The 20,676-nt window shown below is 37.8% G+C and carries 18 protein-coding genes and 1 pseudogene; 6 read left to right on the top strand and 13 right to left on the bottom strand.

Going from position 1 to position 20,676, the window contains the following annotated elements; translation table 11 throughout:
• The 9 genes and pseudogenes from EZ456_RS06815 to EZ456_RS06855 all read right to left on the bottom strand — a co-directional run.
• A pseudogene (locus EZ456_RS06815) lies at nucleotides 1-194 on the bottom strand (IS5/IS1182 family transposase); the annotation flags it as partial.
• Between the two features lie 143 nt (nucleotides 195-337).
• Nucleotides 338-898 carry an elongation factor P gene (gene efp / locus EZ456_RS06820; protein WP_116250440.1) on the bottom strand — a complete coding sequence of 187 codons (561 nt, stop codon included), beginning with the start codon at nucleotides 896-898 and terminating at the stop codon, nucleotides 338-340.
• Nucleotides 899-1,029: 131 nt separating this feature from the next.
• Nucleotides 1,030-1,590 carry an elongation factor P gene (gene efp / locus EZ456_RS06825; RefSeq protein WP_131528600.1) on the bottom strand — a complete coding sequence of 187 codons (561 nt, stop codon included), beginning with the start codon at nucleotides 1,588-1,590 and terminating at the stop codon, nucleotides 1,030-1,032.
• Nucleotides 1,591-2,181: 591 nt separating this feature from the next.
• Nucleotides 2,182-2,796, bottom strand: a complete 615-nt coding sequence (locus EZ456_RS06830) for an ABC transporter ATP-binding protein (protein WP_131528602.1) — start codon at nucleotides 2,794-2,796, stop codon at nucleotides 2,182-2,184.
• A 14-nt stretch (nucleotides 2,797-2,810) separates the two neighbouring features.
• Nucleotides 2,811-3,278: a GNAT family N-acetyltransferase gene (locus EZ456_RS06835; protein WP_131528603.1), complete on the bottom strand. Its 468-nt coding sequence runs from the start codon at nucleotides 3,276-3,278 to the stop codon at nucleotides 2,811-2,813.
• A 43-nt stretch (nucleotides 3,279-3,321) separates the two neighbouring features.
• Nucleotides 3,322-4,107 carry an acyl-ACP--UDP-N-acetylglucosamine O-acyltransferase gene (lpxA, locus tag EZ456_RS06840; RefSeq protein WP_029274294.1) on the bottom strand — a complete coding sequence of 262 codons (786 nt, stop codon included), beginning with the start codon at nucleotides 4,105-4,107 and terminating at the stop codon, nucleotides 3,322-3,324.
• Nucleotides 4,107-5,519 (bottom strand): bifunctional UDP-3-O-[3-hydroxymyristoyl] N-acetylglucosamine deacetylase/3-hydroxyacyl-ACP dehydratase, encoded by a 1,413-nt coding sequence (locus EZ456_RS06845; RefSeq protein WP_131528604.1) that lies wholly within the window; start codon nucleotides 5,517-5,519, stop codon nucleotides 4,107-4,109. Before EZ456_RS06845 ends, lpxA begins: the two co-directional genes overlap by 1 nt.
• Nucleotides 5,509-6,585 carry a UDP-3-O-(3-hydroxymyristoyl)glucosamine N-acyltransferase gene (lpxD, locus tag EZ456_RS06850; protein WP_131528605.1) on the bottom strand — a complete coding sequence of 359 codons (1,077 nt, stop codon included), beginning with the start codon at nucleotides 6,583-6,585 and terminating at the stop codon, nucleotides 5,509-5,511. The genes EZ456_RS06845 and lpxD overlap by 11 nt, the downstream gene beginning before the upstream one ends.
• A 122-nt stretch (nucleotides 6,586-6,707) precedes the next feature.
• Nucleotides 6,708-7,931, bottom strand: coding sequence for an HD domain-containing protein (locus EZ456_RS06855; RefSeq protein WP_131528607.1), 1,224 nt, complete (start codon nucleotides 7,929-7,931; stop codon nucleotides 6,708-6,710).
• Between the two features lie 111 nt (nucleotides 7,932-8,042).
• Here EZ456_RS06855 and porX point away from each other — a divergent pair, with 111 nt between their 5' ends.
• The 4 genes from porX (at nucleotide 8,043) to EZ456_RS06875 (ending at nucleotide 12,527) form a co-directional block, all read left to right on the top strand.
• Nucleotides 8,043-9,596 carry a T9SS response regulator signal transducer PorX gene (gene porX / locus EZ456_RS06860; protein ID WP_131529180.1) on the top strand — a complete coding sequence of 518 codons (1,554 nt, stop codon included), beginning with the start codon at nucleotides 8,043-8,045 and terminating at the stop codon, nucleotides 9,594-9,596.
• A 193-nt stretch (nucleotides 9,597-9,789) separates the two neighbouring features.
• Entirely contained in the window at nucleotides 9,790-10,206 is a 417-nt protein-coding gene (tsaE, locus tag EZ456_RS06865; protein ID WP_131528608.1) for a tRNA (adenosine(37)-N6)-threonylcarbamoyltransferase complex ATPase subunit type 1 TsaE, read from the top strand.
• Between the two features lie 73 nt (nucleotides 10,207-10,279).
• Nucleotides 10,280-11,506 (top strand): alanine dehydrogenase, encoded by a 1,227-nt coding sequence (locus EZ456_RS06870; RefSeq protein WP_131528610.1) that lies wholly within the window; start codon nucleotides 10,280-10,282, stop codon nucleotides 11,504-11,506.
• 337 nt (nucleotides 11,507-11,843) lie between these two features.
• Nucleotides 11,844-12,527 carry a M15 family metallopeptidase gene (locus EZ456_RS06875; RefSeq protein WP_131528612.1) on the top strand — a complete coding sequence of 228 codons (684 nt, stop codon included), beginning with the start codon at nucleotides 11,844-11,846 and terminating at the stop codon, nucleotides 12,525-12,527.
• Between the two features lie 187 nt (nucleotides 12,528-12,714).
• Here EZ456_RS06875 and EZ456_RS06880 read toward each other — a convergent pair whose 3' ends face one another.
• The 4 genes from EZ456_RS06880 to EZ456_RS06895 are packed head-to-tail and all read right to left on the bottom strand — an operon-like array spanning nucleotide 12,715 to nucleotide 16,685.
• Complete coding sequence (locus EZ456_RS06880; RefSeq protein WP_131528614.1) at nucleotides 12,715-13,215, bottom strand: phosphoglycerate mutase family protein; 501 nt, start codon at nucleotides 13,213-13,215, stop codon at nucleotides 12,715-12,717.
• Between the two features lie 37 nt (nucleotides 13,216-13,252).
• Nucleotides 13,253-14,299, bottom strand: a complete 1,047-nt coding sequence (locus EZ456_RS06885; protein ID WP_131528616.1) for an aminotransferase class I/II-fold pyridoxal phosphate-dependent enzyme — start codon at nucleotides 14,297-14,299, stop codon at nucleotides 13,253-13,255.
• A 1-nt stretch (nucleotide 14,300) separates the two neighbouring features.
• Nucleotides 14,301-15,326, bottom strand: a complete 1,026-nt coding sequence (locus tag EZ456_RS06890; protein ID WP_131528618.1) for a glycosyl hydrolase family 18 protein — start codon at nucleotides 15,324-15,326, stop codon at nucleotides 14,301-14,303.
• Between the two features lie 30 nt (nucleotides 15,327-15,356).
• Nucleotides 15,357-16,685, bottom strand: coding sequence for a D-alanyl-D-alanine carboxypeptidase (locus EZ456_RS06895; RefSeq protein WP_131528620.1), 1,329 nt, complete (start codon nucleotides 16,683-16,685; stop codon nucleotides 15,357-15,359).
• Between the two features lie 211 nt (nucleotides 16,686-16,896).
• Here EZ456_RS06895 and EZ456_RS06900 point away from each other — a divergent pair, with 211 nt between their 5' ends.
• Both EZ456_RS06900 and EZ456_RS06905 read left to right on the top strand, forming a co-directional pair.
• Entirely contained in the window at nucleotides 16,897-17,985 is a 1,089-nt protein-coding gene (locus EZ456_RS06900; protein WP_165501269.1) for an aspartyl protease family protein, read from the top strand.
• A 92-nt stretch (nucleotides 17,986-18,077) separates the two neighbouring features.
• A complete protein-coding gene (locus EZ456_RS06905) occupies nucleotides 18,078-20,594 on the top strand; it encodes a zinc-dependent metalloprotease (protein WP_131528624.1) in 2,517 nt (838 codons plus the stop codon).
• Nucleotides 20,595-20,676 lie beyond the last annotated feature (82 nt).

The following is a 20,676-nucleotide window of genomic DNA, read 5'->3' on the forward strand; positions in this document are numbered from 1 at the left end:
AAATATTTAAACATGCGTACCGGACTCTCAGCGTTACGCCCGTTGTCCGGACAGTACTTGCCCATTAGCTCATCATAGATAAAGCTAAAATCTATAAGCTCACTAATCTTGCGAAGTAAATTCTCCTTAGGAATAATTAGGTCATAAAGCTTGGAAAACTCACTAAACTGGATTTGTTGTTGTTGAAGAAGCATCTTAAAAGCAGTAATAATATACCTTAAAATACAAAAAAAGGAGTAGAAAAACTAGTTTTCTACTCCTTTTATCCCTTTTCAAAAAGAGACTTTTTCAGTGCCCTCGAATTCGCTTCAGAGGCTTCAATGTATTTTGCTTAAAACTACTTTACACGCTCAACGTATTCGCCTGTACGGGTATCGATTTTAATTTTATCGCCTTGGTTTACAAACATTGGCACTTTAACCTCAACGCCATTTTCTAACGTTGCTGCTTTTAAAGCGTTTGTAGAGGTATCACCTTTAACCGCTGGCTCCGAATAAGTGATTTCGAACTCAGCAAAGTTTGGTAATTGAGCCATAATTGCTTCTTCACTTTCCATAGAAACAATAATGTTCATGCCTTCTTTTAAAAATTTAATAGCCGAACCAAATAAAGATTTCTCAACGTTAAACTGCTCATAATTGTTGTTATCCATTACTACCAGATAGTCGCCTTCTTCGTATAGATATTGATAATCGCTGGTTTCTACCCTGCAAATTTCTACTGCCTCGTCGGTATTCATACGTGCCTCAACAATTCTGCCTGATTTAATGTTACGGAATTTACCAGTGTAAAATGCTCCACCTTTTCCTGGTGTGCGGTGATTCCATTCGTCAACAGTAACCAGTTCGTTGTTTATGCGAAGAATGTTACCTGTTTTAATTTCTGATGCTTTTGCCATATTGTATTATCCTAAATTGGATTTATATTTCAGTTTTTCGTGACGGCAAAGGTAAAATTATTTTGATAAAAACCTATAAAGGTTTAAGGTATAAGGCTTAGGGTTTAAGGAAATTTAAACCTTTAATTACACTACTTTACCCTTTCCATATATTCGCCGGTCTTGGTGTCAACTTTAACCTTATCGCCCTGGTTAATAAATAAAGGAACCCGTATTTCTGCTCCAGTTTCTACAGTAGCATATTTTTGTGCACTGGTAGAGGTATCGCCTTTTACGGCAGGTTCAGAGTAGGTAATTTCTAATTCTACACTATTGGGTAATTGCGCAACAATAGGTTCGTCACTTTCAAAAGCGATGGTTACGTTCATCCCTTCCTTTAAAAACTTAATAGCGTTTCCGAAAAGCAGCTTAGGGATATTGTACTGCTCAAAAGTATTGTTATCCATCACCACCAAATAATCGCCATCTTCATAAAGGTATTGATAGTCGTTGGTTTCTACACGGCAAATGGTCACCTCTTCATCAGTCCTGAAACGGTATTCAACAATTTTTCCGGTTTTTACGTTGCGCATACGCGCCTGATAAAAAGCCCTTAAATTTCCAGGGGTACGGTGGATGTACTCTTCTACACTTACCAACTCTCCGTTAAAACGAAGTACATTTCCGCTTTTTACTTCTGATGCCTTTGCCATATTATAATGAAATATTGTCTTCTCGGTTGTTTTAAACGTCGAAGTTAAATAAATGGATTATGATTTGGAAAGCAAAACCTAGATTAATCGGTTACGATAGCCCCGCTTTTACTGCAATCTTTTTTGCTATAAGCCTCGTAGGTTTTTAAAACTTGCGAAATTTACAAAAAAGGATTTCCGTGCAATCGGGTTTAGAAAACATAATGTTGTGTAAAGAACAGCGGCTTGCTCCTGTATTTCGCCGTGCGTTGAGGAGCAGTTTGTTTTTTCTGTTCGCTCGCATCAGCATAAATCAATAAAAATCCTCTTATAAAAGAAATGCCTTTGGGAACCACTCCAAAGGCATAATCAACCTAAACCTCAAACTAAACTATGAAAAACTCTTTGCCTTTAAGGGCTATATATTTTGATTCCGAAATACGGAAAATATGATCTTTTACTTAAAGAGATAAATTAAATAATTGTTTCTCTTTTTGGTGGTGCAAAGGTAAGAAGAATTTAGTAATTACAAAATGTTTTTAAAAAAAAATATTTTTAATACAAATGTATGACAAAACAGACGTCTAGTAGATAGCGGAATTTTGTGTTAACTTACTTATAATCAGATATTTGTATCTGATTTGTACAGAAATCGTATTCCTGTATTTGATTAGAGCCAATTATTGTCAGGCGGTCCTTTCCGAAATTTTCGATCAGTTCGCGGTACCAACTTATTCCCTGAACGTCTAAATTACTCGTTGGCTCGTCTAAAAATAAAATTGGTGTATCGGTACAACATGCCAAAGCTAGTTTGGTTCTTTGCTTCATTCCCGATGAAAAGTACTTGATTTCTTTGTTCGCTGCTTTTTCTAATCCCAGTACGGTGATTAGCTTTTTTGAATCAAGGCCTGGGGCAAAATTTTTGAACTTAAAATGAAAATCAATGCTCTCTTTCAAGGTAAATGTTTCCACCAGTTCGAGATATGGAGCCGCCAAGCTGATGTACTTATAGATTTTTTCTACAGGAATCTCTTTGGTGTCTGAGAATGAAATTTCTCCTTCAGAAGGAGATAAACTACCGGTTAAAACACTTAATAATGTTGATTTACCAGAACCATTGGGCCCGAGTATTGCATAACTATTACCAGAGGTGAATTCAGTGCTTAAATTTCTAAAAATCCACTCTTTATTAAACCTTCTGCCAGCGTTATTTAATGCTATTTTCATTTGTAGCTAAGCATTTAGGATTTAACGGTAGGCAGTTTAGTCATGCAAATGCTGTTATCAACGCCGATATACTGTCCGTAGTTGGGCGTAATATGGTAACCTACCTTTTGGTAAAGCGCAATGGCTTCTGGCTGTTTTTTGCCTGTTTCTAAAACACATGCAGCAAAGCCCATTTCAGTAGCCCAGTTTTCTAATTCGTTTAAAACTAAAGCGGCAATTCCCTGATTTCTGTGCTCGGGATGAACAAACATCCTTTTCACTTCTGCTTCGGTTGCCGAGAAAGGTTTTATCGCACCACAAGCAACAGGTAGGCCTTGTTGATAGGCAACAATCACTTCCTTAATGGCATCAACCTTGTTAAATTGAGCATAAAAAGCATGGTCGTCGCCATCTCTAACCGCTAAATCATTATCCAGTAAAGCAACCAACTGTCTAAAATCGGCATGATCTGAATCGGTTCTGATTAGCGTTAAATCACTCATGAATATTTATATTGCTTTAAGCTTTGGTCTTTCTGCTTTAGGCTTAACTTCCCATTCCGAAACCCTTCATTACCCCACGATTAGAATTACGGATAAAATCTACAATTTCATCACGGATTTCCGTTGGTTTAAATTCGGCTTCGATCATGTCTAAAGCTTTAGTTACGTTATTGTGTTTTACGAAAAGTACACGGTAAATTTCTTGAATCTCGTCAATCTGTTCGTTGGTAAAACCTCTTCTGCGCAAACCAACTGAGTTGATGCCTGCATAAGAAAGTGGTTCGCGAGCTGCTTTTACATAAGGAGGAACATCCTTACGTACCAATGAACCTCCGGTTACGAAAGCATAAGAGCCCACTTTAACAAATTGATGTATCGCTACCAAACCTGCCAAAACCACATTGTTTCCAATGGTAATGTGGCCAGCTAAAGTGGTGCTATTAGAGAAAATACAGTTGTTACCAACCTCACAGTCGTGCGCAATGTGCGAGTATGCCTGAATTAAACAATTGCTGCCGATAGTGGTTTTCCATTTATCTTTAGTGCCGCGGTTAATGGTAACACACTCACGGATAGTAGTATTGTCGCCAATTTCTGCTGTGGTAACTTCACCAGCAAATTTTAAATCCTGCGGCTCACCAGAAATAACAGCGCCAGGAAATATGCGGCAGTTTTTACCAATACGTGCACCATCCATAATGGTAACATTCGATCCGATCCACGTTCCTTCACCAATTACAACGTCTTTATGTATTACTACAAATGGTTCGATTACCACGTTCTCGGCAATCTTTGCCTGGGGATGTATGTATGCTAAAGGTTGTATCATTATTGGGCGGGTTCTGCTTGTTTAATTTTTGAAATTTGAGCCATCATTTCGGCTTCGACAACGATTTTTTCCCCAACCATACCTACACCTTTCATCTGGGCAATGCCTCGTCTAATCGGTTCAAGTAAATCGCAACGGAAAACAATAGTATCGCCAGGAAGTACCTGAGCTCTAAAGCGTACGTTATCTATCTTTAAAAAATAAGTTAAATAATTTCTAGGATCTGGAACGGTACTTAACACTAAAATACCACCAACCTGAGCCATAGCCTCAATTTGAATTACACCCGGAAAAACCGGTGCACCAGGAAAGTGACCTTTAAAAAACTCTTCGTTCATGGTTACGTTTTTAACACCTACCACGTGATTTTTAGAAAGTTCTAATATTTTATCAACGAATAAAAATGGCTGACGGTGAGGCAAAATATCCATAATCTGAACAACGTCATATAATGGTTTTGCACTTGGATCGTACACCTTTTGTATTTTTTTGTTTTTCTCTTTTTTAATTGCTGCTTTAATCTTTTTTGCAAAAGCAACGTTTGCTGCGTGACCTGGGCGGGCAGCCATAATATGGCCTTTTAAATGCATGCCAACTAAAGCTAAATCGCCAATCATATCTAGTAGTTTGTGACGGGCAGGCTCGTTTTGATAACGCAGTTCCATGTTGTTCAAAATCCCTTGTGGAGCAACATCGATATCTTTACGATTAAATAATTTAGCCAGGTGGCTTAATTCATCCTTAGTAACTTCTTTATCTACAATTACAATGGCGTTATTTAAATCGCCGCCCTTAATTAAATTGTGGGATAACTGATATTCCAATTCGTGTAAGAAACAGAAGGTACGACAAGAAGCAATTTCTTTCTTAAACTCTGCAATGGTGTTAATACCCGCATGCTGACTGCCCAGAACAGGAGAATTATAATCGATCATACACGTAAAACGATAGTCGTCTAACGGCATGGCTACAATTTCTACTTTTCTATCTTCTTCGGTATAAGTAATGTTATGTGGAATGGTGAAATACTCACGATCTGCATTTTGCTCAACCGTACCTACTTCTTCCAGTAAATCAACAAACTGGATAGAGCTACCGTCCATAATTGGAGTTTCTGGTCCGTCTAATTTAATGAGTACGTTATCGAGGTCCATACCAATCAAGGATGCCATTACGTGTTCTACGGTACTTACGCTAGCACCATTTTGGGTAAGCGTAGTACCTCGTGAGGTATCTGTAACGTTATCTGCATCAGCTTCTATAATCGGGTGGCCATCTAAATCAATACGTTGAAATTTAAAGCCATGATTTTCGGGGGCCGGGCAAAATGTTAAAGTAACATTAGCGCCTGTGTGTAAACCCACACCAGATGCTGATATTTCTTGTTTAATCGTTTTTTGTCTAACGTTCATTGTGTAATGTATTCTTTTCCAGTTCAGCTGTGAGCTTTTTCAATTCCTCTTCGAGCGCATTTATTCTTTTTTCTACATCTGGAAGATGTTTGAAAATTACTGAGGCACGCATCCAGTTGCGCAATGGTTGCGCCGGACTACCATGCCATTGTTTATTTTCTTCTGTAATATTAAAATTGATACCGGCTTGTGCGCCAATTTGGGTGCCTTTTGCTAATGTTAAGTGCCCGGCTATACCAACTTGTCCGCCAACAACACTGTTAGGTCCAATTTTTGTACTTCCTGATATCCCTGATTGTGCAGCCAAAACGGTGTTCTCGCCAATCTCTACATTGTGTGCAATCTGGATCAGATTATCGATTTTTGCACCTTTTTTTACAATTGTTGATCCCATTGTTGCACGATCTACAGTTGTATTCGCGCCAATTTCTACATCATCTTCGATAATAACGTTTCCAATCTGCGGGATTTTATTGTAAGTGCCATCTTTTTGTGGGGCAAACCCAAAACCATCACTTCCGATAACGGTATTGGCATGGATGACAACTCTGTTACCGATTATTGAATTGTGATAAATTTTTACACCAGGAAAAAAAGTGCTGTTATTGCCGATTTTAGAATTAGCGCCAATAAAAGTTTGCGCATTTATTTTACATCCATCTGCAATTTCTACGTTTTCGGCAACATAGGCAAAGGCATCGATAAATACATTTTTGCCAATTTTTGCTGTTGGATGTACAAAAGCCAGTTTATCAATTCCAGATTGTGCAACCTGTGCGTTTACCGCCTCGTTATATTTATCCAACAAAATGGTAAAGGCACTATAAGGATTTTCAACCCTGATTAAGGTGCTGGTATATGGTTGTGTAGGAGCGAAATCCTTTGATACGATAACGACAGAAGCCTGAGTAGAATACAAGAAGTTTTCGTACTTAGGGTTCGAAAGAAAAGACAAAGAGCCTTCCTTTCCATCTTCTATTTTAGAAAGTTCGGTAACGGCTACATCAGGGTTACCATCAATGGAACCGTTTAGAAACTGACTTATCTGCGTGGCAGTAAATTGCATCGTACAAAGGTATATGTTAAATTGATATGAACAAAAAAACCTGCTAGGGTTAAAGTGTGTATATTTTACACAATAATAAGACTTAAAACGGCACCAAAAGTTAAATATTTTGTTAAATAACCTTAAATCCCTCTGGGGTAGCAGAGGATATATTTTTCTACTGTTTTTTGCAACGACTCCAGATTAGACAAATCAGAGGCCTTTGCAATATCAACAATATCGTTATTTTTCATCAAAATCTTAATATTTCCAACGCCTGCATTATAAGCACGGTTTTGTATAGAATCGGTAAAAACGAAATATCGGGCCTCTTCTGCCTTGATTTCTAATAAATTAACAGCGACATCCTGCAAAAATTTTACACGGTCGTGATCAGCCATTTCGTTACCCATTTCTACTTTATAAAGATTTCTGGAAGTAAGCATTTTACATAACGTAGATAAGATTTTATCTGGATGTTTGGTCCAAACCTTAACTGCTGCATAAATGTCCTGATCATCCAGGTTAGTAAAATGTTCAAGATTTTCGTGCTGAGCGAAGAAATTAGCCTCGTTAATATCGTTTTTTAAGAAATAATTTAACGATGGTGAAGCAAATAAATCGGTTCCTGCGGCTGATAATTCTTTTGCACGCTCTAATAGCTTTACCAAAATCATCTCGCCAGAAATAACGGTTTTGTGTAGGTAAACCTGCCAATACATCAGTCTGCGGGCAATTAAAAATTTCTCAATAGAATATATGCCTTTCTCCTCAATCACTAAATCATCATCGTAAACGTTGAACATTTTAATAATCCGATCGAAACTGATTACACCTTCACTTACGCCCGTAAAAAAGCTATCGCGGTTTAAATAATCCATCCTATCAAGATCTAACTGACCAGAAATCAATTGATGAAGAAATTTTTTAGGGTAGGTGCCGTTAAAAATTTCGATGGCATGCGTTAACCGCCCTTCAAAATGTGCGTTTAAATCGTGCATCAGTTTTGCCGAAATATCTTCGTGTCTAATTCCGCTTACCAAAGAATGTTCTAATGCATGAGAAAAAGGGCCGTGGCCGATATCGTGCAGTAAAATGGCCAAAATGGCGGCTTCTTCTTCGCCATCGGTTATGGTATGCCCTTTACTTCTTAAAAGATTTATGGCCAAACTCATTAAATGCATGGCACCTAAAGCATGGTGGAAACGCGTATGTAAAGCCCCTGGATAAACCAAATGAGTCATTCCAAGCTGTTTGATGTAACGTAAACGCTGGAAATAAGGATGTGAGATCACATCGTAAACTAATTCGGACGGAATGCTGATGAAACCGTATACTGGGTCATTTATTATTTTCTTCTTGTTCAATCGTTAAAAATCGTTAAATAGGTAGATACGGTACAAAAATTGCTATTTTTATTTATAGTTTGATTTACCTGCCAAAATTAAATGGCAATACTTACCTATTTTTACAAAAACATGCAAGAAACTAAAATATTATGGGCCGATGATGAAATCGACTTATTAAAACCACATATATTATTGCTAAATGATAAGGGTTATAATGTAACCACATTTACCAACGGGAACGATGCGTTGGAGGCATTTGGAAAAGCTCATTTTGATCTGGTTTTTTTGGATGAAAATATGCCAGGGATGAGCGGGATTGAAACCCTATCGGCCATTAAAAACCTTAATCCAGATGTTCCTGTTGTACTGATTACCAAAAGTGAAGAAGAAAATTTGATGGAAGATGCGATTGGTAGCAAGATTGATGATTATCTGATCAAGCCTGTAAACCCGAAGCAGGTTTTGTTAACCATTAAAAAACTGATTGATAACAAGCGCCTGGTAAGCGAGAAAACTTCTATGGCTTATCAACAGGATTTCCGTCGATTAGGTATGACGTTGGGCGATAGGCTGAATTATGAAGAGTGGGTGGATGTGTATAAAAAAATCGTTTTCTGGGAGCTGGAACTAGAAAAACTCGACGATCCTCAGATGCATGAAATTTTGACCATGCAAAAACAAGAAGCCAATACCCAATTTTCAAAATTTATTGAAGAACATTATTTAGGCTGGATTAAAGATAAAGATAAAGCCCCTTTGCTTTCTAACGAGCTGTTAAAGAAAAAAGCCTTTCCTCATATTAACGATACTACACCGGTATTTTTTATTCTGATTGATAATTTACGTTACGATCAGTGGAAAATCATCAATCCTTTAATATCAGAATATTTCAGAATTGATGAAGAGGATATGTACACTAGTATTTTGCCAACGGCTACACAGTATGCCCGTAATTCAATCTTCTCTGGAATGATGCCTTTAGATATGGAGAAACGTTTCCCTCAGCTTTGGCAAAATGATGACGACGAAGGCGGGAAAAACATGCACGAAGAGGCTTTTCTTGCGGATAATATTAAACGCAGCTTAAGAAAAGATTGCAAGTTCAGCTATAATAAAATCTTAACTTTTGAACAGGGAAAAGATTTGGTTGATCAGACAAATAATTTACTACAGAACGATTTCAATGCTATCGTATTCAACTTTGTTGATATGTTGAGCCATGCCCGCACTGATATGCAAATGATCCGCGAGTTGGCTAATGATGATGCCGCATACCGTTCGTTAACCCTATCTTGGTTTGAGCATTCGCCACTTTGGGATTTATTGAAAAAAATCTCTCAGAAAAAGGTAAAAGTGATCATTACAACCGATCATGGAACGATCCGTGTTAAAAAACCAGTTAAGGTAATTGGCGATAGGAGTACAAATACCAATCTAAGGTACAAACAGGGTAGAAACCTTAATTTTAATGCAAAGGATGTGTTTTTAATTAAAAATCCGCACGATGCTTTGTTGCCTAAGATCAATATCAGCAGCAGTTATATTTTTGCAAAGGAAGATAGCTATTTCGTTTACCCCAATAATTACAATCAGTTTGTGAATTATTACAATGAAACCTTCCAGCATGGAGGTATTTCACTCGAGGAAATGATTATTCCGGTAGTAACATATTCGCCTAGGTAGTAATAGATTTGAGAAATTAGATTTGAGACTTGAGACTCGTTATTTCGACTGGAGCATAGTCCCGACGTTAAGTCGGGAGAGAAATCTTTGGCGAGATCATTTGGAAAAGATTTCTCCGCTACGGTCGAAATGACGACTTATAAAAGGCAAAAGCAATGCAATTATGTATTACTTTTGCCTTTATTTTTTTAAAATGGATATCGAAGTAAATAGTTTAGCAGATTTACCTGCTGTTGCACAACAGCTTTCAGATTTTGCCGGGAGCCAAAAAGTCTTCATTTTTGAGGGCGATATGGGCGCAGGAAAAACAACCTTCATTAAAAATTTCTGTAAATATTTAGGTGTTGATGATGTGGTTTCGAGCCCTACCTATTCAATCGTTAATGAATATGAAAGTCCTAACGGTTCGGTGTTCCATTTCGATTTTTATAGAATAAAAGATATTCATGAAGCCTATGATTTGGGCTATGAAGAATATTTTTATGGTGGTGGCGTTTGTTTAATAGAATGGCCGGAGCGAGTGGAAGAGTTATTACCCGAAAAACATATTAAAGTTGAGATAAATGTGCAGGATGTTAACCGTAGGTTATTCAGGTTTTCGAAGGTATAACAATTAGTTATCAATAAATTAACAGATTTTCCTTACCTTGAACAACCTAAAACTATCAAAATTTTAATTCAACATGGCTACAGGATTACGCGAAGGAATGGCCGATATAGCTCGTCAGGGTTTACTACAAACGCAAGAGGCAAAGCTAGAAACCAGGAATAAAAAAAACAGTCTATACATCGGAATACCCAAGGAAATTTCTTTCCAGGAAAATAGAATTGCACTAACGCCTTTATCTGTGGCGCTACTGGTAAACAACGGGCACCGGGTGGTTTTAGAAAGTGGGGCGGGCACCGCGGCTAATTTTTCTGATACCGAATATGCTGAACAGGGTGCTAAAATTGCTTATAACAAAAAAGAAGTTTTCGATGCTGATATCCTGGTGAAAATTGCACCGCCCATGTTGGAAGAGATTGAGATGATGCATAAAGGGCAAACACTAATTTCTTCACTTCAAACGGGAACGTTAAAACAAGATTACCTTAAGGCATTAATGCATAAAAAAATTAATGCATTATGTTTTGAGAACCTTCGCGACGAAGGTAATGTGCTCAGTGTGGTACGCGCCATGAGCGAAATAGTTGGATCGACCTCTATTTTAATTGCTGCAGAATATTTGAGCAATGTAACGGGAGGGAAAGGTTTGATGCTCGGCGGCTTTACTGGCGTTCCTCCAACTGAAATTGTCATTTTAGGTGCTGGAACGGTTGGTGAGTATGCCGCCAGAACAGCTTTGGCATTAGGAGCCGAAGTAAAAGTTTTCGATAGTTCCATTTACCGCTTACGCCGCCTGCAGAATAATTTGGGCAGCAGGGTATTTACCTCAGTAATGCAGCCTATTGTTTTAAATAAAGCCATTGTAACCTGCGATGTGGTTATTGGGGCTATTAGAGCCTCACATGGCCGTAGTCCATGCATCGTAATGGAAGAAACCGTTGCCCGGATGAAACCGCACTCGGTGGTAATTGATGTAAGCATTGATCAGGGGGGCTGTTTTGAAACTTCTGAGGTGACAAACCACACCAATCCAGTATTTAGAAAATACGATGTAATCCACTATTGTGTGCCAAATATTGCTTCGCGTGTGCCAAGAACGGCATCTTATGCTTTGACGAACATTTTTGCCCCAATTTTATTGGATATTGGTGAATTTGGTGGTTTAATGAATATGGTTTGGAATAACCCAGGTATTCGAGAGGCACTTTATATTTATCAAGGTAATTGTACCAATAAAGATCTGGCAGATATGTTTAACTTGCCATTTAAGGATCTTGAATTGTTGGTGGTTTCGAATCAGTAAAACTTACAATCGCGAAGCTATTAATTTAGTAGGTACACGAACGAAATGTCATCCTGAGGAATAATTTATTGTATAAAATCAATATAAATGAAGGGTATTGTAATGAATTAATATATTGCGTGGAATCGTCATTCCCAACTTGATTGGGAATCGTAATGCAATATGTTTTAAGATTCCCCGCCTGCGCGGGAATGACGATCATTCTATTGAAGTCTGTCAATGGTAATTTGTCGAAGGACATTTTTCTTAATTATTCAAATGTAAAGGTCTTCGACTGGCTCAGACTGACAAGCGTTTTAACCTGACAGCAGTAATGACCTATGTCGAAAATAATTATATGAAATTCAATCTCTTTCCGTTATTTCTCTTTCTCTCAGTGGTTGTTTGCGCTCAGAACAAACCTGTTGCTGCAAAAAAACTGGTAATTATAAGTTCCTATAATCAATACCTGGCATCTATAAAAACGAATCCGGACAATGAATTGGTTGAAATCAAAAAAGCCATTCCCAATATCAAATTAGATATCCGCTATGCCACTAAGAATAACTTTATGCAGCAGGTGATGTATAAACAGGCGAGGGCTTTTGCCCGAAAACCAGTAGTAGAATCATTAAAAAAAATCCAAAAGGAATTAAATAAAAAAGGTTATGGCTTAAAAATATTCGATGGTTATCGGCCTTATGCTGTTACCGTCGAATTTTATAAAAAGGCCAGCGATAAAAATTTTGTAGCTAACCCGGCAAAGGGATCTAAACATAACAGAGGCTGTGCCGTAGATTTAACCTTGATCAATCTGAAAACCGGTAAAGAAATACCAATGCCAACTCCTTACGATAGTTTCTTAGCTGCTGCTGCAGCAAAATATGAAAAGGTATCGCCAGAGGTTAAGAAGAACCGCGATTTTCTAATCGCTATAATGGGTAAATATCAGATGAATGTACTAGAGAACGAATGGTGGCACTACGATTTTTCGGGATGGAAAAAGTACGATTTAATGGATATTCCCTTCGAGAAGCTTTAGCAGATTTATTGGTTCAGTAGTCATTGGTTCATTGGTTTGAAAGCATAGCCTGGCGTAGTTCGTCATTGCGAGGCTGGGCATGAGCGAGCCGAAGCAATCTTATAATGACCCACTTATCTTGTTTCAATTTGAAATATTGGTAGTAAGATGGTAACACCTGACAACACGTTAACCTGACAACACTCGACTATAAATGATGCGGCTTTCCGTATTGCTCCATTTTTACCCTAGCTTTATCTTCCTTTACTGATAATTCAAAAATGTAATCATAATCATCATCAGTCAATTCTTCTTTTGGTTTTCTGCCGCCAAGGGCTTCAATAATCTCGAGTACGGTATTAGAATGGCCTGCTATAATAATAGTTTTGCCAACATAATTGGTTTTAATGCTATCAACAAGCGATTTAATGTCTTTATAATCAATCACCTTTGGAATTACCAACGAATCTAATGTTTGGTGCGTTCTTTTTGTCGGCGTGGCAAAAGCAACATCAAACTTTACCTTTTTTAGGTAGGTTGCTAAATCTCCTGCACGAACCCTTCCTTCATCAGAGAGATTTGGGTTGGTATCCTGTGGATCAGACTTGTCTTTCTCTGCATGCCTAACAATCCAAACATTGGTGGTTTGTGCAGAAATTGTATTAGCAAAGAGAAGCGTTAACGACAATAATACGAACAGTTTTTTCATGTCATAAATATTGAAAAATTAATTGGATAAGGAAAGGTTAAAAATTTATGGATGTTATCAGCTTTTCAATATCCTCTTTATTATGCCAGGAGGAAAGCACTATACGATCTAAAGGCTCATCAGTAGGATTTGGATAAGGAAAAGATGAAATTAAGATTTGCCTTTGTAGAAGGCGTTCTGAGAAATTAACATCGCCGAGTAAATATACAGGAAAACCATATTCGTGTTTCCAGGTAAGATTTAATGCTTTTTCAAACATCAGCATGTTGTTTTTCAGTTTCTTGAATGCCTTGCAATATATTTCTTCGGCATGGATAAATGCATAAAGCCCTGCAGGGCTAGACGGAGAAGCGCCAATAAAAGTATTTGTATTTTTAAGTGTATTGATGATTTTATTTGAGGCCAAAACAATACCCGCATCTACACCTAATGCTTTTGCCATTGAGGCAACTACTACATTTTCGATGTTTTCTTGTTTGGGAAGGTTTACAATGGCACCCATACCATTATTGTTTACGCCTATTCCATGCGAATCGTCAACAATAAGAATTATATTTTTATCCTTACGGATTTCTTTTACAAAGTCGAACTCATAAATTTCGGGTAAAAGATTGTTCATCGAATTGCTGATCAAAACCCAGGTTTTTTCTTCCGATGAATTTATCATTTCAATCGTTTCCAGTTCCCATGCTTTAAACGACATTAAATTTCTGGCTTGATTTTCTACTAACCATAATGAAGGGTGCGTGGCCGGGGCATAAATAACCCTTCCTAATTTCGATAAAGCTTTAACGGTAAGCTGCGCTGCTAAATATCCGCTTGAAGTAATCAGGGCGGCTTCTGCTCCGTAGCGTACTGCAGCTACTTTTTCGGCCTCATCATAAACACCAAGCTGAATGTTATTGGTGCGACTTGTGCCGTTGTTTAAACCAAATTTTTTAATCCCTTCGACATATAAATTAATAAAATCCTGATTTTTGGGAATGCCCAAATAAGCAGTTCCTCCAAAATATAGATAGGTGTTTCCCTCAATATTTATTTTGTTAGAAAAAGGTTGATCAATCGATTTAAAATTAGGCTTCATATTAATTATAGTTTCTTCCAAGCTCATCATTTGCAGCACGGATAATAGATTTGTCGCCATTGTCATCATGATAGAATTCCCAGAACATAATTCCATTTGCAATATCTTTGGCGAGTTTTGCTTTTTTCTTAGTGGTTAAGATTCCATTAAAGTAAAATTGAACACCATCAATTAATGCATTATCTAAACTTACATCAGCACCCGCTGTTACAAAATCTCGATAGGCCTTGGCTGAGTTACTGGCATTTTTACCATAAGCTGGGATACCCAGAACGGCTTTCTCCTTTGGCATACCACGGGTGCTTAACCAATAATTTAAACTGGCAATAGCCATATTGTACGATGCATGTTGAATAGGCTCATTTTTATCCCAACCAATGCCATCGTACACCATAATATTAAAGAAATCTACAACAGGGAAAACTTCCGATTTTAGTCCATCGCGAATGCTGCCCGCATATACGCCGGGTGTTATGGCTGCGCTTAAAAATTTGTGGTATTTATGTAGTGAATCTGAAAGTTCCTTCATGAGCAGCACGTAATTATCTGCCGATCCATCGCTGGTACTTGGATATTCCCAATCCATATCTACACCATCCAGATTGTTTGTTTTTGCAAATGTCAGCACATTTTTTACAAATAGGCTTCTGGCCGTTGCAGACGCCGCCATGGTTACAAAAATACTTTTCGTGCCTGATATCGAAATGCCTGTTTTTACGCTGTTTGCCCTTGCTTTTTGCATTACGGTTGTAAATCGGCCGGGCTGTTCTAATGCCACTAAACTGCCATCAATATTGGGGTTTAGAAAAGCATAAAAAAGGTGCGTAATCATTTTGAACTTCGAATCGGCAACACCAGCAGGGTCTCTGTAGCTTGGAAAGTAGCTTACAACTTTAAAACTATTGTCGGGTACGTACGGTGTTGCTGGTATAGGAGGCCCCGTAGGAGCTGTTGTCGGGTCGTTTTTCTTGCAGGATGATATGACCAGCAGGGTAGAAATGCCGATCAATAAATAGGATTTTTTCATAGGTTAGGTATTAATTGATGCTACATATCATTAAAAATTATCATGTATATAAGTTACTATTCTTACCATTTCTGCACGTACTTCGGCAGTTGGTTTTACAAAGCTGTTGTTCATAAAAGAATAAATGTAGGTTTTACCCTTTTTTGTCAGTACATATCCACTTTGGTTATGAATACCGCCCAGCGAACCCGTTTTACCGTAAACAAAAGGATTTTCGGTTTTTGGGTAAGCGTTTTTTAAAGTGCCGCTTTTACCACCTGCAGGTAACAAACCAAAAAGCTTTTCTGGATTGTTTACCAGCCTATAAATAGAATCGAGAAGGTATACATTATCACGCGGAGTAAATAAATTCTGACGGGACAAGCCAGACCCATCAGCCCATTTTACTTTATCGGGCAAAAAAGAAAGGTAGTTTTTCGTAATGTAATCAATGGCTTTCGTGGTACTTAATGTATCGCCAATCTGATTAGCACAAACCAATAACAAATGTTCGGCAATAAAATTATCGCTGGGTAGCATCATGTGTTTTAAAACCGAATCGCGCTTTGCGCCTGATAAAGTTTTAGCGTACGGGGGTATTTTAAGGTCGATAATACCTACAGGTTTGTGCAGGGTATCTGATAATATTTCGACGGTAACCTGTGCACTGGTTTTATATGGGTTTTGCTGGTTGTAGCCTGGTTGCACTGATACGGCGGGAAAATGAAAGCGATTGGTTAAAAAATCTCTGCTTACCTGAAAACTGCCGGTTTTTTTAGTAGAATCTATTTCGAAACAGGGGGCAAAAACCTTTGGTTCAATATTGATTTTATTTGGACCAGCATAGGTAGAGGTAACCATGTTATCCATAATTGGCATCTCGGTAATTTCTGGCTGATAATAATAATCGTAATCATCCCAGGACCAGCCATCGCCAAAAAAACTACCCGAATATCGTCCGGCAGAAAAGAATAGCTTTTTATTCGACGCCAAAAGAAAATTGTACGCTGATTTGTCTTTTACTGCAAACTGTAAGAAAGCCGGATCTCCGGTACCCCAAAAAATCAATGAATCATTTCGCTCAATATATTTTAAAGCAGGCATTAAATCTGGCAGCATTTTTAAACTCGCAAAAAAAGTATAAAGTTTGGTATTAGATGCAGGTGTGAAATACTTATCAGCATCTTTCTGAAAAACCATTTTTTTATCTGCCGGATTGTAAAGAGCGAAGCCAACCTGATATTGTTTGATTACCTGCGAATTTTTAAATTCTTTAGCTACTTTTTTTGAAATGATTTTATTGGTTGAGCAACTTGTTAATAAACAAATAGATAGTGCAAAAGCAAGAAAAATAAAATTATGATTTTTTAAGGGAAACATGTTCTAAATTTAGGAGGACATAATTATCAACTAATTTATTAAATTTAGTTTAATGTTAACCAAATATAACCCTGTTGTAATAATCTGTTTACGCAAATTCACAATTTGTTTGGGGTTGGTATTTCTTGCTTTTTCTGGGTTTAGCCAGGAATTTCTTTTTAAAAGAAACCGGCAAAAACAGTCAATTTCTTTTAAGTGTATCAAAAACCTAATGATTATTCCGGTATATGTAAATGGAAAGGGACCATTTGATTTTGTTCTCGATACCGGAGTTGGGCCAATGATTATTACCGATCCATCTATTATCGATTCGTTGAATTTTAGTAAGCTCCGTAAAATTAGAGTTTCTGGCCTTGGCATAGACACCGTTGAGGCCTATGTTTCTCAAAGTCTCGATGTTAAAGTAGGCAGTACAAGCATTGAGCGTATACCAACGGCAATCTTAAAAGAAGATCTCTTTAACCTGTCGGGGCATTTGGGACTGAAAATTTACGGCTTGTTGGGTTTCAGTTTTTTTAACAGCTTTATTGTTGATATAAGATATAGTGAAAATAGGCTGATTATTTACGATCACGATGCCAAAATTAAATACCGCGGAAAAAAAATACCCATTGAGATAGATAATCAGAAACCATATATTTTAGCCACGGTTGATGTTCCAGGCAGCAAAGCCGTTGAAGCCAGGTTTTTAATGGACACCGGAGCCAGCCATGCTTTATCGCTCGAAATGCTAAATGGAACCGAATTTCCGCAACCTGAAAAAAAAATCAAAGCAAATTTAGGGATGAGCCTCAGCGGTCAGATTAAGGGGCATGTTGGCCGTGTAGGCAAGTTTACTATAGGGGGCTACGCTTTTAAAGATGTTGTTGCCGGATTCCCTGATTTTAAGAGCATTGCGGATAAGATCGATTTATCAAAACGGAACGGAAATTTAGGCGCGGATTTACTGCGGAAATTTAATATTCAGTTTAACTACCAAGAGGGTTTTATTTATGTTAAGCCCAATGGTTTAAGTAAAGCCCCTTTCGAGCATGATATGGTAGGCATGGTGATTTATCTCGATCAGAAAGAGTATAAAAGGGTATTGATTGGCGAAATAGACGAAAATAGTCCGGCGGAAAAAGCGGGATTATGCCCTGATGATGAAATTATTGCGGTAAACTTCAAAAGCGTAGATGCCTATTCTTTAAACGAGCTTACCGAAATGTTTAAATCAAAAGCGGATAGAAATGTAATTTTTGAAATTTTTAGAGGCAATCAAGTCTATTTTAAAGTAGTTCGCCTTGAAAAGAGGATCTGAGCAGCGTAATTTTCCAGTTACAAAAGAATTGTCGTGTAACAAGATTCTAACTTTAACCTCTTATTATCAAGCAAACTAACTTTTATATACACATGAAGAAAAACTTTAAGGTACTTGCCCTTGCAGGTATCGTATTACTTGGTGTAGCCGGATCAGGTTCCGTATATGCTCAGAAAAAATCTAAAACGACAAAAGGAGCTGCTCCAGCTGCTCCAACTACAGCTCCGGCAGCAGCCCCCAAAAAAGAAGGAATTAAACCATTTTCTGAAGTAATTACCGCAAAAGCCAGAACAACAAATGGTTTATTCAAAACACACAAAGTAGACGATAAATGGTATTTTGAGATACCAGATTCGATGATTAACCGCGAAATGCTTGTGGTTACCCGGTTGGCAAAAGTACCAGCAGGTGTAAAAGTTGGTAACCAGCAGTATGGTGGTGAACAATTAAATGAACAGGTATGGAAATGGGAGCGTAGAGGTAAACAGGTTTACATCCGCGTACCAAGCTATGCTACTAAAGCCGATCCAAACAGCGATATGTACGAATCGGTACAAAACTCTAATCTTGCGCAGATTTTAGCCAGTTTTGAAATTAAAGCCTATAATAAAGATACTACAGGTGTTGTGATTGACGTGACCGATTTTTATAACGGTGATGTAATGGCAATTGGCGCTACCGATCAGATCCGTAAGGCTTATAAAGTTACCATGTACGATGCAACACGTTCTTATATCGATACGGTAAAAACTTTCCCTATTAATGTTGAAGTAAAAACAGCTAAAACATATCGTGCAGCAGAATCTCCAACCGATAACAGTAATGGTGCAGTTACTTTCGAATTCAATACATCGATGTTATTATTGCCAAAAATCCCTGTAAAAGCCAGAATAATGGATAGCAGAGTTGGGTTTTTTGGTCAATCTCAGATTGATTATGGAAGCAACGCACAAAAGGCAGAGCGTACGGCCTACATTCACCGCTGGAATTTAGTTCCGAAAGATACAAACGCTTACAAACGTGGCGAATTGGTAGAACCGTTAAAACCTATTGTAATTTATATCGACCCTGCAACACCAAAGAAATGGGTGCCATTTTTAATTCAAGGAATTAACGATTGGCAGGTAGCATTCGAAGCCGCAGGTTTCAAAAATGCCATTATGGGTAAAGAGGCTCCAACCGCGCAGCAAGATCCTCAGTTCAGCGTAGAAGATTCTAGATATTCGGTTGTTCGTTATTTCGCATCAGATATTGCAAATGCTTATGGTCCGCATATTAGTGATCCACGTACCGGACAGATTTTAGAAACGCATATTGGTTGGTACCACAATGTAATGAACCTATTGCGTAACTGGTATTTTGTACAAACTGCAGCCATTAATCCTGAAGTGCGTAAAGCTAAATTTACTGATGCACAAATGGGCGAATTAATCCGTTTTGTTTCTTCACACGAAATTGGCCATACTTTAGGTTTACCACACAACTTTGGCTCAAGCTACGCTTACCCAGTTGATTCATTACGTTCAAAAGCATTTACGGATAAACATGGTACTGCACCATCGATTATGGATTATGCACGTTTTAACTACATCGCTCAACCTGGTGATGGCGTAACCAAACTTCACCCTCAAATTGGAGAATACGATAAATGGGTAGTGAAATGGGGATATTCTTGGATTCCTGGAAACAAAACTGCAGAACAGGAAAAAGAAATTTTAGACCAGTGGACGTTGAAAAATGCAGGTAATCCTTTATATTTCTATGGCCGTCAAGGAACTTCATTAGATCCTCGTTTGCAGAGCGAAGATTTGGGCGATAATGCCATGAAAGCAAGTACTTATGGTATTGCCAACCTAAAACGCATTTTACCTAATGTAGAAAAATGGACTTATCAAAAAGGAAAAGATTATAGCGATTTAAAAGAAATCTACACTGAAATTGTTGGCCAGTTTAACCGTTATATGGGGCATGTGGCAACAAACGTTGGTGGGTTAAGCGAAAACTTTAAAACCTACGATCAAAAAGGGCCAGTTTACGCCTATTTGCCTAAAGCAAAACAAAAAGAAGCCGTTACTTTTTTCAATCAACAATTATTTACTACGCCACTTTGGTTAATCAGCAATGATCAGCTTAGTAAATTTGATAATGGTGTATTGTTAAACCGTATTAAAAGTGTTCAAGCGAATACTTTAGGCAACTTATTATCCGCTCCACGTATTGCACGTTTGTTAGATAACGAAACCAAAAACGGGGCAGCGAAAGCATACACCTTACCTGAATTGTTTACTGACTTAAGATCGTCGGTTTTTGTTGCAGGAAGAGCAGATGCATTTAAACGTAATTTACAACGTGCTTATGTAGACCGTTTACAGGATTTAATGACTAAAGAAGCAGAACTTCCGGTTGGATTCCCTGTCGATTATGCAGCAAGTTATGGTTTAACCCCAATCAATGTTGGCTTATCTGATATCAGGCCACTGGTTAGAGCAGAGTTGAAAACCTTATTGGCTACTACAAAAGCTAGAGCAGTAGCAGGCGACGCCATTACCAAAGCACATTACGAAGATTTGAATATCAGAATTAAAGATATCTTAGATCCTAAGAAATAATGACTGAATGAGTAAATGATTGAATGGATAGCAATACACCATTCAATCATTCAAAATTCCCTCATTTAATCATTAAAAAAGC

This window comes from Pedobacter psychrodurus (genome assembly GCF_004331735.1).
Taxonomy (GTDB): Bacteria; Bacteroidota; Bacteroidia; order Sphingobacteriales; family Sphingobacteriaceae; genus Pedobacter; species Pedobacter psychrodurus.